This window comes from Rhizobium sp. FKL33, assembly GCF_005222915.1.
In the GTDB taxonomy this organism is placed as follows: Bacteria; Pseudomonadota; Alphaproteobacteria; order Rhizobiales; family Rhizobiaceae; genus Rhizobium_E.
On the sequence record NZ_STFX01000018.1, the window covers coordinates 84922 to 98305 of the forward strand.

A 13384-nucleotide genomic window follows, 5' to 3' on the forward strand; every position below is an offset into this window, starting at 1 on the left:
ACAGAGACCGGCTCCCGCCTACTTGAACAGGCTGGGCAGCCAGAGCGACAGCGCCGGGATATAGGTCACCAGCATCAGAACGCCCACGCTTGCTCCGAAGAACGGCCAGATGGTTCGCATGGCCTCGCGGATAGAAATTCCGCCCACCGCGCAGCCCACGAACAACACCGTGCCCACAGGCGGCGTGTTGAGACCGATGCCGGCGTTCAGGATCATCACCACGCCGAAATGCACCGGATCGACGCCGAAGGCTTTGACCACCGGCAGGAGAACGGGCGTGGAAATGATCACCAGCGGCGCCATGTCCATGAATGTTCCCAGCAGCAGGAGAACGATATTGATGACGAGCAGGACGATGAGCGGATTGTCCGAAATCGCCGAGATTGCCGAGATCATCAATGTCTGCACCTGCAGGAACGCCATCAGCCAGGCAAACGCTGCCGCAGCGCCGATCACCAGCAACACCATGGACGTCGTTCGCGCAGCACCGAGCACCGCTTCGACGAAATTGTGCCAGTCCAGTTCTCGATAGACGAAAGCGGCGGCGAGAAAGGCGTAGAGCACCGCGATGCAGGAACTTTCGGTGGCGGTGAACACACCTGACCGCACGCCTCCGAAAATGATGGCGATCAACAGCAGGCCGGGGAAAGACGCCAAGAGATAATAAGCAAGCTTCGAAAAGCCGGGAAACGGTTCGGAAGGATAGCCGCGACGCCGCGCCACGACATAGGCTGTCACCATCAGCGCTCCGGCCAGGAGGATGCCGGGAACGACGCCCGCCGTGAAAAGGTCGGCGATCGAGACATTGCCGCCGGCAGCAATCGAATACAGGATCATGTTATGCGACGGCGGGATCATCAGAGCGATGATCGCCGCATTCACGGTAACATTGACCGCATAGCCGCGATCATAGCCGCGCGCCGCCATTTGCGGGATCATCAGGCCGCCGACAGCAGAGGCGTCCGCGACGGCCGATCCGGAAATGCCGCCGAACAGCGTGGAGGCCACAATATTCACCTGACCCAGGCCGCCGCGAAGATGCCCGACCAGTCCGGCTGCGAAACGGATCAGCCGACTGGCGATGCCTCCGCGCACCATCAGGTCGCCCGCAAAGATGAAAAAGGGGATCGCCATCATTGCAAAGACGTTCATGCCGGAATTCATCTGCTGGAAGACGATGATCGGCGGCAAACCGAGATAGAGAACGGTGGCGAAAGAAGCGATGCCCAGGCAGAAAGCGATCGGCATTCCGATCGCCATCAGCAGCGTGAAGGATCCAAAGAGAATCGTATAGGCCATCAGGCCACCTCCTGCATGACGACCACTGGCGTCTTTTCCTGGTCAAGCAAAGCATCAATCAAGCGTTCGAGCGCGAACAGCGCGATCAGTGCGCCGCCGACGATCATCGGCATGAAATCGACGCCGCCCGGCCAACCGAGAACCGGGATCGTCGCGCTCCAGGTGCCGATCGCGAGAAGTATGGCGTAATATGTCATGCCGATGCCGAACGCGACGATCATTCCGAGGCTAGCAACGTCCATCAGTTTCTGGATCGGCGCAGGCGACACATGACGAAACAGATCCAGTCCGAGATGCACGCTTTCGCGCACCCCGACGGCAGCTCCCAAGAGAATGAACCAGGACATCAACTGCAGGGACAACGGCTCGGACCAGCTCGGTGTGTCATTGAGAACGTAGCGTGCAAAAACCTGCCAACCAATAATCAGGGTCATCGCTACGATGCCTGCGCCTGCGAGATAGAGCGCCGCCCGGCTGAGACCGGACAAAACCGGTCGGATTATAGACATCAATTGCCGCATCAAACTCCTCCTCCGACGCGCGTCAGGCATCTGCCCGACGAGGCCGACCCTGGAGCCGGCCTCGCCTGTCGCTTACTTGGTCGCGCGGACACGCTCGATCAGATCCTTCATTTTGGGATCGGTGACGAAGCGGTCATAGACGGGCTGCATCGCGGCGCGGAATTCATCCTTGTTGACTTCAATGATGGTGTTTCCGGCGGCGCGGACTTTTTCTTCCGATGCTTTCTCGCGCGCCGTCCACAGCTCACGCATCTTGACGACGGAATCCTTGGCGGCCTGGCGAAGAATCTTCTGATCATCAGGCGACAGCTTGTCCCAACTCATCTTGGAGATCACCAGGATTTCCGGAGTGAGCGAATGCTGCGTCAGCGTATAGTTTTTGGCGACTTCATAGTGACGGGCGGATTCGTAGGACGGCCAATTGTTTTCCGCGCCGTCGACAACGCCGGTTTCGAGCGACGAATAGACCTCGCCCATCGGCATCGGCGTCGGATTGGCGCCGAAGGCTTCCATCATGGCGATCCACAGATCCGATTGCTGGACGCGGATCTTCAGGCCCTTCAAATCGGCAAGCGACTTGATCGGCTTTTTGGTGGTGTAGAAGGAGCGCGCGCCGGAGTCATAGAAAGCGAGACCGACAAGCCCATGCGGTTCGAACGCCGCCAGCACTTCATCGCCGATCGGACCGTCGACAACATGATGCATATGTTCGGCGTCCCGGAACAGGAAGGGAAGGCCGAAGACGACCGTCTCAGGAACCAGATTGTTGAACGGCGCCGCATTGACGCGGTTCATGTCGATGACGCCGAAACGTGTCTGTTCGATCGTATCCTTTTCCGAGCCGAGAACGGCGTTGTTCATGACCTGGATGTCGATGCGGCCATTGGTGCGCTCCTTGACCAACTGCCCCATGAACTTCACCGCTTCCACGGTGGGGTAGCCGTCCGGATGAATGTCGGCGGATTTGAGCGTCACTTCCTGGGCCTGCGCTGCGGCTGCGGCCAGCACGACACTGGCCGCAAGAGCGAGAATTCTGGCGATCTTCATGGCTTCCTCCTGGTTTCGCCCCGATCTCCTCCCGGGGCAGGTCTGTCAAAGTCCGACGCCCCGATAGGGCGGCAGGCGGTATAGTTCCTGTGGATTGTCGATCAGCGTGCGCCGAAGGGCCGCTTCATCGTCCAGCCAGCCGAGAACGGTGTCAGTAAGTGCAGCGTCGTCGGGATAAGCGTCCTGGCTTCGGGCGAGATTGTGCGGCCAGTTCGTGCCCCAGACGATGCGATCCGGGGCGTGACGTGCGATTGCGCGCGAGATCGCGGCGACATCCCGGTAATCGGGGCCTCCCTCTTTCGACGATTCATACACGCCGGCGAATTTGAACCAGCAGTTCCCGCGATCGATCAACCGCTTTACTGCAGCCAGTTCGGGGCCGTCCGGGCTGGCGCCGGCAAAGAACTTGCCATGATGATCCAGCACCCAGCGCGAACGAATTGCGCTCAGGCGGTCCAAGTGATCGAAAATTCGATTGCCGTCGAATTGCACGGCCAGCATCCATCCGCGATCTGCGACACGCGCGTCGACCGCATCCAATTCGTCGAGAGACACGGCGCCGCCCGGCAGGTCCATGATTCTGGCGCCAACGACGCCGGCCTCGCCCATCCGGTCGAGTTCCGCGTCGGACATTTCGGCGCCGAACGCTGCAACGCCGCGGGCAGCCGATCCGAACGCCTCCAGGCACGCCAGAAGATTTGCATTGTCCCGCTGATGCGCATTGCCTTGAGTTACGATGACCCGGGAAATTCCGAGCCAAATCATCACCTGCCGGTACTGTTCAGGGTCTGGCAAAGCGCCGGCCGGCAGAGGCGGTCCGCCCGGCAGGGACGGATAGCCCGGAAGATAGGCGTGCATCTGGGTATCGACAGCCCCTTCGGGCAGTCCGATGGCCGGCTTCCGTCCGGAAAGGGGGCGCGTCAGCATCTCAGTCCTCCCTCATCCGAAATTCGGAAAGCGCCGCGCGATCGATGTCGATGCCAAGCCCGGGGCCCTCAGGAATCGTCACGATGCCGTTCCGATGCTCGATCGGGCGAGTCGCCACCGCTTGCCGGAAGGGATTTTCCGTTCGGTCGAACTCGAGGATCGGCTCAACGGGGTCGACACGAACCGGGCTTGGCGCCATTGCCGCCATGAATTGCAAGGCGGCGGCAATGTGAACGACGGTTCCCCACACATGCGGCACGACGCGAACGCCATGCAGCGCTGCCAGATCGACGACACGACGCGCCTCGGTGAAGCCTCCGGTTCCCGCGAGATCTGGCTGCAGGATATCGATCGCCCGACGCTCAAGCGGATCCTTCATCGCAAACCGGCCGTGCCAGGTTTCGCCGCCGGCGACGGGGATCGGCTGACGCGCCCTGACATCGCAATAGGCCCCGATCTGTTCGGGGACGACAGGTTCCTCGAACCAGTCGATATCGAGTTCGGCCGCAGCCTGGCCGAACCGGACCGCTTCCAGAGCATCATAGCCGTGATTGGCGTCGACCATCAGGCGCATCTCGGGGCCAACCGCCTCGCGGACGGCGCGGATGACCTGGAGATCCTCACGGACCCCGAAGCCGATCTTGATCTTGGCCGCGTGGAAACCTTCGGCCTTGTAGCGCGCCACCTCTTCCGCATTGTCCGCTATGCGATCGACGCCATCGCGCTTGAAACTCCCGGTGGCGTAGGCCTTCACGCGGTCACGAAATCGGCCGCCCAACAAAATCGAAATCGGCGCGTTGAAGAACTTTCCCTTGATATCCCAGAGCGCGATGTCGATGCCGGAAAGGGCTGTGACGGATAGGCCACGCTGGCCCTGATCCCGCAAGGCGTTGTAGAGCCGCGCCCAGATCTTTTCAGTTTCAAGCGGATTTTCACCAATCAGCCAGTTTCGATAGGCGGCGACGACGGCGGCGTTCGGACGGGCCGGACCGAGGCATTCTCCCCAGCCGGTCAGGCCATTGTCGCATATGATCTCCACCAGCACATGCGCGCGACGGTCGAACCGCATGGACGCGCTTTCGAACGGCGTCGGCAATCGATAATCGAGCAGATGCGTGCGGACCTCGGCGATTTTCATGGCGTCACCGCTTCCAGGGCGATATCAGCCGCTCGAGGACCGCTTCCTCATCGGCTGTGAGATCGTCGAGCGGCGCGCGCACCGGGCCGGCGTCGAAGCCCTGCAGCCGAACCCCAGCCTTGACAGCAGCGACGGCATAACCCTTGCGGCGGCTGCGCAGAGCCATGAACGGATAGAAGAAGTCTTTCAGAATTTGCTCGCAGCGCGATCGATCGCCGCCGCGCAGCGCAGCATAGAATTCCACCGCCAGATGGGGCACGAAGTTGAAGACTGCGGATGAATAGGTAGTGAAGCCGGCGCCGAGATAGGCCTCGGCGAACAATTCCGCCGTTGGCATGCCGCCAAGATAGGTCAGCCGATCCCCCATCGTCGCCGTGACCTGACGCACGAGCCCGATATCACCGGTTCCATCCTTGAAACCGATCAAATTCGGGCAAGCGTCGCAAAGCCTTTGAAGCGTCTCGACGCCGATCACCGAATTGTCGCGATTATACACCATAACCCCGATGCCAACCGACTGGCACACGCGACGGACATGGTGAAACAGGCCCTCTTGCGGCGCGTCGATCAGATAATGCGGCAGGAGAAGAATGCCGTCGGCGCCCGCCTTCTCAGCGGATCGGGCAATTTCGATCGCTATTTCAGTGCCGTAACCACATCCCGACACGATTGCGGTCTTGCCCGCAGCCTCCTTCGCGGCACGGACGATATCCGGGACCTCCGAGGGAGCCAGAGAGAAAAATTCGCCGGTGCCGCCCGCGGCAAACAGAACCGGCGCCGGAAATCCCGCGAGCCATTCGACATGGCGACGATAGCTTTCGGCGTTGAACCGCCCCTCTCCGTCGAAATGGGTCACTGGAAATGACAGAAGGCCCGCGCCGAGCGCGACCTTGATTTCTTGCGGCGTCATACTGATTGTCCTCTGCTTGCCTCCTCCGGCAAACTTGTCGTACAACTATACCCAACCCATGTCAATGACTTATCATACAGGTTAATCAAACAGCGCCGCGTTGGCCACGAAGAAGCGCCCGATAGCGGGCTTGGCTGCCCCGCAAATGACGACGCATCGCCTCTCTCGCCCCATCCTCGTCGCCGTTTGAAATGGCCACGACGATGGCCCGATGTTCATTGTCGATCATCTTGAGGTAATCGGCCTGATCCCGCTCGGAACTATCCGCGCTGAGGGCGGCGCGAGGAATGATGTTTTTTCCGATCATCGCCAGGAAATCGCGAAACCTCGGATTGTTTGTCGCTTCCGCGATAGCGAGATGCAGCGCGAAATCTGCTTCGGCGCTCGATACGCCGTTGTCGAAGCAGGCGCGCACCGCATCATGCCGATCAAGGATCATCTCTTCCTGCGCAGGAGACCGGCGCAACGCTGCCAGCCCGGCAGCCTCCACTTCAACCGCCGTGCGAAGCTCAAGCACCTCAATCATCGACGAAACACGTTCCGGATCAATATTTTGCAACGCGAGGATCGTGGCGTCTGGACCGGGTTGAGGCTCCAAAACGAAGACGCCGGCACCCTGACGCGCTTCGACAAGCCGGTCGGCTCTCAACGAGGCGATGGCTTCGCGCACGACCGTTCGGCTGACCCCATGCGCCTCGCTTAACTGCGCTTCGCTCGGCAATTTGCTGCCGGGAGGATATTCTCCGCCGACGATGGCGCGACGCAGCTCATCGCCCAAGCGCGCGGAAAGAGTAGCGCCTTGAACAGGCCGGGCAGTCATCGCCATGGGTCGTCGCCTCCATCTTCAAAGCCGGACTCCGGATCCGCGCCCGCGCCACGATCTTCTTATAGTCCACTTGTTGACGCAAATCCAGCAACCTGTATGATAAGTTAACAGAACATGCGCCTGGGGGCGAGGAGGAAACTGGATGTTGAAACGACTTTTGGTCACTGGCGCCGCCGGCGGATTAGGGCGCGCAATGCGCGCCCGCATGGGCAAACTTGCCGATACAGTGCGTCTTTCGGATATCGCCGATCTTGGCGAAGCCCAGCCGCATGAGGAGCTTGTCAGCGGCAACCTCGCCGACGCCGGCGCCGTGATGCGTCTGGTGGAGGGCTGCGACGGAATCCTGCATCTTGGCGGAGTGTCCGTCGAGGACAAGTTTTCCAAAATTCTCGATGCGAACATCGCGGGACTGTTCAATCTCTATGAAGCGGCGCGCGCGCATGGCATGCCACGCATCCTTTTCGCAAGCTCGAACCATACAATCGGCTATTACCGCCAGGACGAGCATATCGATGCCGCCTCTCCGATGCGGCCCGACAGCCTGTACGGGGTGTCGAAATGTTTCGGCGAAGCGCTCGCCCGGATGTATTTCGAAAAATTCGGCCAGGAAACAGCCCTTGTTCGCATTGGGAGTTGCTTTGAAAAGCCACGGAACCATCGAATGCTGGCCACTTGGATGTCTTTCGACGATTTCGAGGCCTTGATTGGCCGCGTCTTCACGGCGCCGATGCTCGGCTGCCCGATCATCTGGGGCGTATCGAACAATGATCGATCCTGGTGGGACAATAGCGCCGCCGGCTATCTCGGCTGGCGCCCCAAGGACAATGCCGAACAGTTTCGCGCCGAACTCGACGCCGCCATGCCGGTTCCGCCCCCCTCGGACGCAGCGTCCTTGTATCAGGGCGGTCACTTCGTCAACGAGCCCATTCATCCGGAAGGATGAGCGAGGTATCTGATCTCTCTCCGTCAACGGTGTTGTTCTCGAATGCCCCCATGAAAAGAGAGCGGCCGGGGCTGTCGCCACCAACCGCTCTGTTGCGCAGCACCTCCGTGGATGTCAGAGGCCCAGTGCGCTGAGATCTTTTTCGACACGCTCGCGCGCCTTTTTCGGCAGTTTTGCGGATTTGACTGCGTCGAGATTGGCCGGCGCATCGCCCACGACCACGACGGCGGCCATGCCCATGCCGAAATGCGGCGCGCATTTTACGATATAGGCGCCTGGCACGGTGAAGGTGATCTTGATCGCCTCGTTCATCTTGCCCTTGAAGGCTTCGGCGCCGACCGGGATGAGATCCTTGACGCTTTCCGCGTTGTGGCTTTTGTCGGTTGGAACGAAGGTGACCGTGTCGCCAGGGGCGACCTTCAGGCCGCCGGGTTCGAACACCATCGCACCGTCTTTGCCCTTGTTGAGCATGTGGATTTCATGGTCGGCCGCCTGAGCGCCAAAGGCCAACGCCAAGGAAATTACGGCTGTAGCAGCGAGGGAGAGGAGGGTCTTGGTCATCGGTCTAGCTCCGGTTTGAGAGCGCATTCGGCTCTGTTGAGAAGACCATAATCGTTTCGCCGAGACGCTCTTTGCGGTTCGTCAAAGATCTTGAGGAAAGACAGACTTAGCGATTTGAGGCGTCGGCGAGGGCCTGCAGCCCCTTGACGTCGCGCACCAGAAGTTTCTGCCTTCCGCCCTCGACAAGCCCCTTGGATTCCCAGGCGCTGAGAATGCGCGAAACAGTGTGGAGCGTGGTGCCGGTCATCTCGGCGATGTCCTGGCGGGTGATCGGGAAATCGATGCGCACGCCGTTTTCGGCCGGCTTGCCCGCCTGCTGGCTGAGCCGCAGGACCGTATGGGCGACCCGGCGCTCCACCTCTTCGGTGGACATTTCCCGAATGCGGGTATGGGCTTCTTCAAGCCGCTGGCCGATGGTGTTGAGCGCGCTGACCGCCAGATGCGGGCTTCGGTCGATGAATTGCGGCCAGGCCTCGGTCGGCCAGGACATAGCGAGGCTCTCCGTCATCGTCAGCGCGGTGCCGGGATAATCGTTGCGCCGCAACGCTCGCGCAAAGCCGAAAAGATCGCCAGGATGAACAACCCGTACGATGATCTGCTGCCCGTCCTGCGTGACCTGCGTCACCTTCAGCCGGCCATTGATCAGCAGATAAAAGTGCGTCGCCGGCGCGCCCTGTTCGAAGAAGGCTTCGCCGGCATCCGCGCGCTTGGGAACGGCTTGCGCGATCAGCGCGTCGAGATCCCCGTCCGGCATGCGTTCGAACATGGAAAAACGGCGCAGGACGGTTCTGTCGATCTTCACGGAATTCTCCCCGGTCTTTGGCGCGACGATAACCGATGGAGACCCTCCGCAATTGACATAGAGCAAATCGTCACGAAATAAGCCCGCGCTCCCTCAACCGCATCAAGGCCTTGGCGTACCAGCGATCGTCTCGGATCAGCCGGAAACCGAGATTGGCGGGCGGCGCGCCGACCGAGCAGCCGCCAGTTTTGGGATCGCGCACGAAGGCGCTCATCGGCGACCGATGTTGCCCAACCGTGACATAGACGCCGCAACTCGATACGGCCGACGCAGTCCAATCACCCGCGAGATCGACGCGGCGATGACAGGTGGTGGTCCATTCCCAGACATTGCCTGCGAAATCGGCGAGACCATAGAGGTTTTCGCCGTAGTGGCCGCGCTCGCGCGGCTTGGGATCGCTGGCCGCCTTGCGTGCAGTCTCGCGATCGTAATCCGCCAGCCAACGCAGAGCAGGATTGTCGCTATCTTCATCGACGCCGAGCGCATCGTCGGGAAAGCGGTCGCCCGCCGCATAGGCGATCTCCTCATGGCTCGGCAGCCGCCAGACCTCGCCAGTTTCTCGGCTCAGCCAGCGGGCATAGGCGCTGGCGTCATCGAAGCTGACGCCTGTCACAGGGAAAACTTCGCCATGATGATCGGCTATTGCAGTGGCGGGGCAGGCTTGGGCCTGGACGCAACGACGATAGTCGACCTCCGAAACCTGATATTTCATAACAGCGATCGGACCGAGACCGTCCTTCGACACCATCGGCGGATCGACGGCAAATCCATTTCGATAAAATTCGCCGTCGGCGCGATAACGGAAAGCGTGGTCGGGAATAGTCACCGTCACCGGCGCAATCGCTGGATTGACGCTCGCCTTCCCATTTCCGACGCCCAGTTGATGGGCGACGCCGAGCGAGAAGGCGAGGAGAAGCGCAGCCGGCGCGGCGACCGAGAAGAGCGAGACGGTCTTGGTGATGAAAGTCTGGCCCGTCATGGCGATCTCCTCGGTTGCTCCGCCCGGTTAGTGGCTGTTCGGCGACACGATTGCCGTCATCAGGTCGTTGTTCCACTCGCCCTCAACCTTGAAATGGGCGGCTGCGCCCTTCTCGAAAGCCTCGATCAGATTGTGGTTCACATAGGCGTAGATGCCGGGTTGTTGGAACGTGTAGAAAGCCGCCCCTGCCGCGCCGCCGGGAATGAACCAGGTCTCCTGGTCGAGTTCCGGCGGATTGGCGAATTTGCCGGTCGCCCAGACATAATCGCCATGACCGCCGATCAGATGCGGGCGGGTGTCGCGGTTGGCTTGCGAATGCAGGATCAGCACGTTTTCGCCGACCTTGGCCTTGAGCGCATTTTCGCCGGTCAACGCGCCGACCGCGCCGTTGAACACGATATGGCTGGGAGTGAGCGTCTTCATCACTTCAAGCGTGTCGGCATAGGCGTCGCCGTGGCTTTCATATTTCTTGTAGGCGCCTGTCTCGTCACGCGGCACGTAGAAATCCTGCTCGCCGACATAATAGACGCGGTCGTAAACGAGATCATGGCCTTTGTGATCCTTGAGCCCATCACGCGGCAGCACCATGATCGCGCCATTCATGCCCGAGGTGACATGCCAGGGCACCATTCCGGGAGGGGCGCAGTGATAGACGAACACGCCCGCCTTAGTGGCCTTGAAGCGCATCACGGCCTTTTCACCGGGATTGACGATCGTGAGCGCGCCGCCGCCCAACGCGCCGGTGGCCGAATGGAAATCGATATTGTGTTGCAATTCATTGGTTTCCGGGTTGACCAGCGTCAGTTCGACATAATCGTCCTGATGAACGACGATCATCGGACCGGGCACAGAGCCGTCAAAGGTCATCGCATGGACTTCCGTGCCTTCGTCGTCGACGACGATCTTCTTTTCCTGGATGGTCAGCGTCACCTCATAGATTTTCGGAGCGCCTTCAGCCTTCTGGCTATGGGCATGGACGAAAGGAGGCTTGACCAGTTCGAGCTTTACCCGTTCGAGGGTCGAGAGGTCGGCCGGAGCCGGCTTCGCCGCGAGCTTGTCGTTGGCCTGGGCGACGCTGGCGGCCACGAGCGGCGCCATGGCGCCTGCGAAAGCGGCGCCTGCGAGGATCGAGCGTCTTGTGATCTGGAACTCATTGCTCATCGGACATCTCCTTGATGTGGACGGAGGTTTTGCCGCCCTGTCGAAGAAGAACCTAACCGATCAGCCCTCCCCTCTCTTTGCGCCAGCACAATATCTCAAGGATTTATCAACCTTCTCCGGACTTGTGTTTTCGCAAAGAGCATGATCGCCGCCGTCTTTACTGTCTCCAAAACAATCAGGAGACCGCCATGACGTTATCACAGGAAGCAATTGACAAAAGACAGGATCCCCGTGGCTTGTCGAGGTTCGGCCCAATACTGTTTTCTTACGGTTTCAGGCCGTTCTTCCTCGGCGGCGCAAGTTGGGCATGCGTAAGCATGATCCTCTGGATCGCGTCTCTTTCCACAGACATCGGGATAGGCGGCGGCTATGGCGCGCGCGCGTGGCACGGGCATGAAATGCTGTTCGGCTTCGGTTCCGCCATTGTCGCAGGCTTTCTGCTGACCGCCACGCCGAACTGGACGGGCAGATTGCCGATTTCCGGGCCGCCATTGATGCTGCTGTTTCTTCTCTGGGCGGCGGGCCGGCTTGCCCTCTTGTTTCCGGATACGCTCGGAGTGGTCCCATCAGCAATGATCGAAGCGGCCTTCTTGCCGGTTATGACCGTCGTCTGCGTTCGCGAGATCATCGCCGGCCGCAAATGGGCGGATCTCAAGGTCATGGCCGGGCTCGGAGCCTTGGCGCTCGCCAATCTCTGCTTTCACTATGAAGTCATTGCCGAGGGTGGTCCTGTTCATGCCGGAAGGCTGGGGGTCTCCGCCTATCTGATGATGATCATCGTGGTGGGCGGCCGCATGCTGCCGAGCTTCACCCGCAACTGGCTCGCCAAGGCGGGCAAGACAAGTTTCCCCACGCCCCATAATCGGTACGACGCGACGGCAATCCTCGCCTCGCTGCCGGCTCTGGCGCTCTGGATCATGCTGCCGGACGAGAGGATCACCGGCGCGGCGGCGCTCGCGGCAGCGGCGCTCCACGCGGCGAGGCTCATTCGCTGGAAGGGCTGGACGACCGGCCGGGAGCCGCTGGTGAGCGTGCTGCATCTTGCTTACGCCTTCATTCCGCTCGGTTTTCTTGCCATCGCCGCCACTGCTTTCGACGTTCTCGACCCCGTATCGAGCCTGCATGTCCTGACGGTGGGCAGCGTGGCGACGATGATGCTGGCGGTGATGACGCGCGCCACCCGCGGCCATACCGGCCGGGCGCTGACCGCCTCACGCATGACCTGCCTGAGCTATGCCGCCCTCTTCGTCTGCGCCTTCATTCGCCCGCTCGCCGGCCTGTTCCCGGATCAACTGTCGCTGATCTATGCGGCAGCGGGGATGCTGTGGGTCGGCGGTTTCGGCCTCTATCTATGGGAATATGGCCCGATGCTGGTCAACCGCCGCCGGCAGTCGATCGGCGATTGATGGGAGACGAAAAAAGCCGGGAGGAACCGATCTGGTTCCTCCCGGCTTTTCGTTTGTGCGGGATCAGGCGCGCATGCGGTCCGGCGTCCAGGGCGGATCATAGGTCAGCTCCACCTCGACGGAAGCGGCCAGACCCGACGCCAGCGCCCTCTCCCGAACCGCTTCGACCAGAAGACCCGCGGCGGGGCAGCCGCGCGTCGTCGTGGTCATGACGATGCGAAGGCCGCCCTTCGGCATAGCTTCGGCTCGATAGATCAAGCCTATGTCGATGACGCTCAGGCCGAGTTCTGGATCGATGACCTCGGCGAGCGCTGCGGCTATTTGAGGAACGAGATCGGCGGTCATGTCGCCGTCTCCCCACGCCGGATCATCACGCGGAAGGTCTCGCCGGTCTTGTCGTAGTTGCCGACCCACTGATGGCCGCGCTTGACCAGTTCGGGATAAAGCAAGATTGGCTCGCGGCCGAGGGCCGCAAACAGCACGGCCCCCGACGGCAACGTTTCCAGCGTCTGAAGAATGCGCAGCATCGGCTGCGGTGGATCGAGATCGGTGAGATCGAGCTCGATGAGGGCATCCGGCCAGGCGTCCGCGCCTTCGGCGTCATCAGAAACGCGCACGGCGATGGTTTCCGGCAGAAAGCGCACTTCGAAATCGCCATCCTCCAATTCGACCACTTCGTGACGGAAGCCCTTGCGCGCCATCACCGAAAATAGCGGCTGAGGCTTGAACGGCGCGATCAGCCTCAGCCCCTGATCGGGACCGAGCGCATTGACGCTTGCCATGATCTCGGCGAAGGGCTCAACGCCCGCCTTGAGGATCGGCCTCACATCGAGGTCCTTGTACTCCACGGCCATGATGATCTCC

Annotated in this window: 15 protein-coding genes; 2 read left to right on the forward strand and 13 right to left on the reverse strand. The window is 61.0% G+C overall.

Features of this window, described 5'->3' with window-relative positions:
- Nucleotides 1–18: 18 nt before the first annotated feature.
- From E8Q41_RS10965 to E8Q41_RS10995, 7 genes are all read right to left on the reverse strand, one after another.
- A complete protein-coding gene (locus tag E8Q41_RS10965) occupies nt 19–1299 on the reverse strand; it encodes a TRAP transporter large permease (RefSeq protein WP_137155581.1) in 1281 nt (426 codons plus the stop codon).
- Nucleotides 1299–1820, reverse strand: a complete 522-nt coding sequence (locus tag E8Q41_RS10970) for a TRAP transporter small permease (protein ID WP_137155582.1) — start codon at nt 1818–1820, stop codon at nt 1299–1301. Before E8Q41_RS10970 ends, E8Q41_RS10965 begins: the two co-directional genes overlap by 1 nt.
- 72 nt (nt 1821–1892) lie before the next feature.
- Entirely contained in the window at nt 1893–2867 is a 975-nt protein-coding gene (locus E8Q41_RS10975; protein WP_137155583.1) for a TRAP transporter substrate-binding protein, read from the reverse strand.
- 45 nt (nt 2868–2912) lie between these two features.
- Entirely contained in the window at nt 2913–3794 is an 882-nt protein-coding gene (locus E8Q41_RS10980; protein ID WP_137155584.1) for an amidohydrolase family protein, read from the reverse strand.
- 1 nt (nt 3795) lies between these two features.
- Nucleotides 3796–4932, reverse strand: coding sequence for a mandelate racemase/muconate lactonizing enzyme family protein (locus E8Q41_RS10985; RefSeq protein WP_137155585.1), 1137 nt, complete (start codon nt 4930–4932; stop codon nt 3796–3798).
- 4 nt (nt 4933–4936) lie between these two features.
- Nucleotides 4937–5842 carry a 5-dehydro-4-deoxyglucarate dehydratase gene (kdgD, locus tag E8Q41_RS10990; RefSeq protein WP_137155586.1) on the reverse strand — a complete coding sequence of 302 codons (906 nt, stop codon included), beginning with the start codon at nt 5840–5842 and terminating at the stop codon, nt 4937–4939.
- Nucleotides 5843–5927: 85 nt separating this feature from the next.
- On the reverse strand, nt 5928–6668 hold the full coding sequence (locus E8Q41_RS10995) for a FadR/GntR family transcriptional regulator (protein ID WP_137155587.1): 741 nt from the start codon (nt 6666–6668) through the stop codon (nt 5928–5930).
- Between the two features lie 145 nt (nt 6669–6813).
- Between E8Q41_RS10995 and E8Q41_RS11000 the strand changes: the two genes are divergently transcribed.
- Nucleotides 6814–7611, forward strand: coding sequence for an NAD(P)-dependent oxidoreductase (locus E8Q41_RS11000; RefSeq protein ID WP_137155688.1), 798 nt, complete (start codon nt 6814–6816; stop codon nt 7609–7611).
- Between the two features lie 114 nt (nt 7612–7725).
- Here E8Q41_RS11000 and E8Q41_RS11005 read toward each other — a convergent pair whose 3' ends face one another.
- From E8Q41_RS11005 to nirK, 4 genes are all read right to left on the reverse strand, one after another.
- The gene (locus E8Q41_RS11005; protein WP_137155588.1) at nt 7726–8172 is read right to left on the reverse strand and encodes a pseudoazurin; all 447 of its coding nucleotides are present in this window, start codon (nt 8170–8172) and stop codon (nt 7726–7728) included.
- Between the two features lie 106 nt (nt 8173–8278).
- The gene (locus E8Q41_RS11010; RefSeq protein WP_137155589.1) at nt 8279–8974 is read right to left on the reverse strand and encodes a Crp/Fnr family transcriptional regulator; all 696 of its coding nucleotides are present in this window, start codon (nt 8972–8974) and stop codon (nt 8279–8281) included.
- 70 nt (nt 8975–9044) lie between these two features.
- Nucleotides 9045–9953, reverse strand: a complete 909-nt coding sequence (locus tag E8Q41_RS11015) for a formylglycine-generating enzyme family protein (protein ID WP_137155590.1) — start codon at nt 9951–9953, stop codon at nt 9045–9047.
- Between the two features lie 27 nt (nt 9954–9980).
- A complete protein-coding gene (gene nirK / locus E8Q41_RS11020) occupies nt 9981–11114 on the reverse strand; it encodes a copper-containing nitrite reductase (RefSeq protein ID WP_137155591.1) in 1134 nt (377 codons plus the stop codon).
- Between the two features lie 188 nt (nt 11115–11302).
- Here nirK and E8Q41_RS11025 point away from each other — a divergent pair, with 188 nt between their 5' ends.
- Entirely contained in the window at nt 11303–12520 is a 1218-nt protein-coding gene (locus tag E8Q41_RS11025; RefSeq protein ID WP_137155592.1) for an NnrS family protein, read from the forward strand.
- A gap of 63 nt (nt 12521–12583) precedes the next feature.
- On the opposite strand, the gene E8Q41_RS11030 is transcribed toward E8Q41_RS11025, so the two are convergent.
- Complete coding sequence (locus E8Q41_RS11030) at nt 12584–12865, reverse strand: metal-sulfur cluster assembly factor (protein ID WP_137155593.1); 282 nt, start codon at nt 12863–12865, stop codon at nt 12584–12586.
- Entirely contained in the window at nt 12862–13374 is a 513-nt protein-coding gene (locus tag E8Q41_RS11035; protein ID WP_137155594.1) for a DUF2249 domain-containing protein, read from the reverse strand. The genes E8Q41_RS11030 and E8Q41_RS11035 overlap by 4 nt, the downstream gene beginning before the upstream one ends.
- Between the last annotated feature and the right edge of the window lie 10 nt (nt 13375–13384).

Bases quoted from the DNA above. Each gene is read 5' to 3' on its own strand.
- E8Q41_RS10965 (WP_137155581.1), bottom strand. From the start codon at position 1,299: ATGGCCTATACGATTCTCTTTGGATCCTTCACGCTGCTGATGGCGATC.
- E8Q41_RS10970 (WP_137155582.1), bottom strand. From the start codon at position 1,820: ATGCGGCAATTGATGTCTATAATCCGACCGGTTTTGTCCGGTCTCAGC.
- E8Q41_RS10975 (WP_137155583.1), bottom strand. From the start codon at position 2,867: ATGAAGATCGCCAGAATTCTCGCTCTTGCGGCCAGTGTCGTGCTGGCC.
- E8Q41_RS10980 (WP_137155584.1), bottom strand. From the start codon at position 3,794: ATGCTGACGCGCCCCCTTTCCGGACGGAAGCCGGCCATCGGACTGCCC.
- E8Q41_RS10985 (WP_137155585.1), bottom strand. From the start codon at position 4,932: ATGAAAATCGCCGAGGTCCGCACGCATCTGCTCGATTATCGATTGCCG.
- kdgD (WP_137155586.1), bottom strand. From the start codon at position 5,842: ATGACGCCGCAAGAAATCAAGGTCGCGCTCGGCGCGGGCCTTCTGTCA.
- E8Q41_RS10995 (WP_137155587.1), bottom strand. From the start codon at position 6,668: ATGGCGATGACTGCCCGGCCTGTTCAAGGCGCTACTCTTTCCGCGCGC.
- E8Q41_RS11005 (WP_137155588.1), bottom strand. From the start codon at position 8,172: ATGACCAAGACCCTCCTCTCCCTCGCTGCTACAGCCGTAATTTCCTTG.
- E8Q41_RS11015 (WP_137155590.1), bottom strand. From the start codon at position 9,953: ATGACGGGCCAGACTTTCATCACCAAGACCGTCTCGCTCTTCTCGGTC.
- nirK (WP_137155591.1), bottom strand. From the start codon at position 11,114: ATGAGCAATGAGTTCCAGATCACAAGACGCTCGATCCTCGCAGGCGCC.
- E8Q41_RS11025 (WP_137155592.1), top strand. From the start codon at position 11,303: ATGACGTTATCACAGGAAGCAATTGACAAAAGACAGGATCCCCGTGGC.
- E8Q41_RS11030 (WP_137155593.1), bottom strand. From the start codon at position 12,865: ATGACCGCCGATCTCGTTCCTCAAATAGCCGCAGCGCTCGCCGAGGTC.
- E8Q41_RS11035 (WP_137155594.1), bottom strand. From the start codon at position 13,374: ATGGCCGTGGAGTACAAGGACCTCGATGTGAGGCCGATCCTCAAGGCG.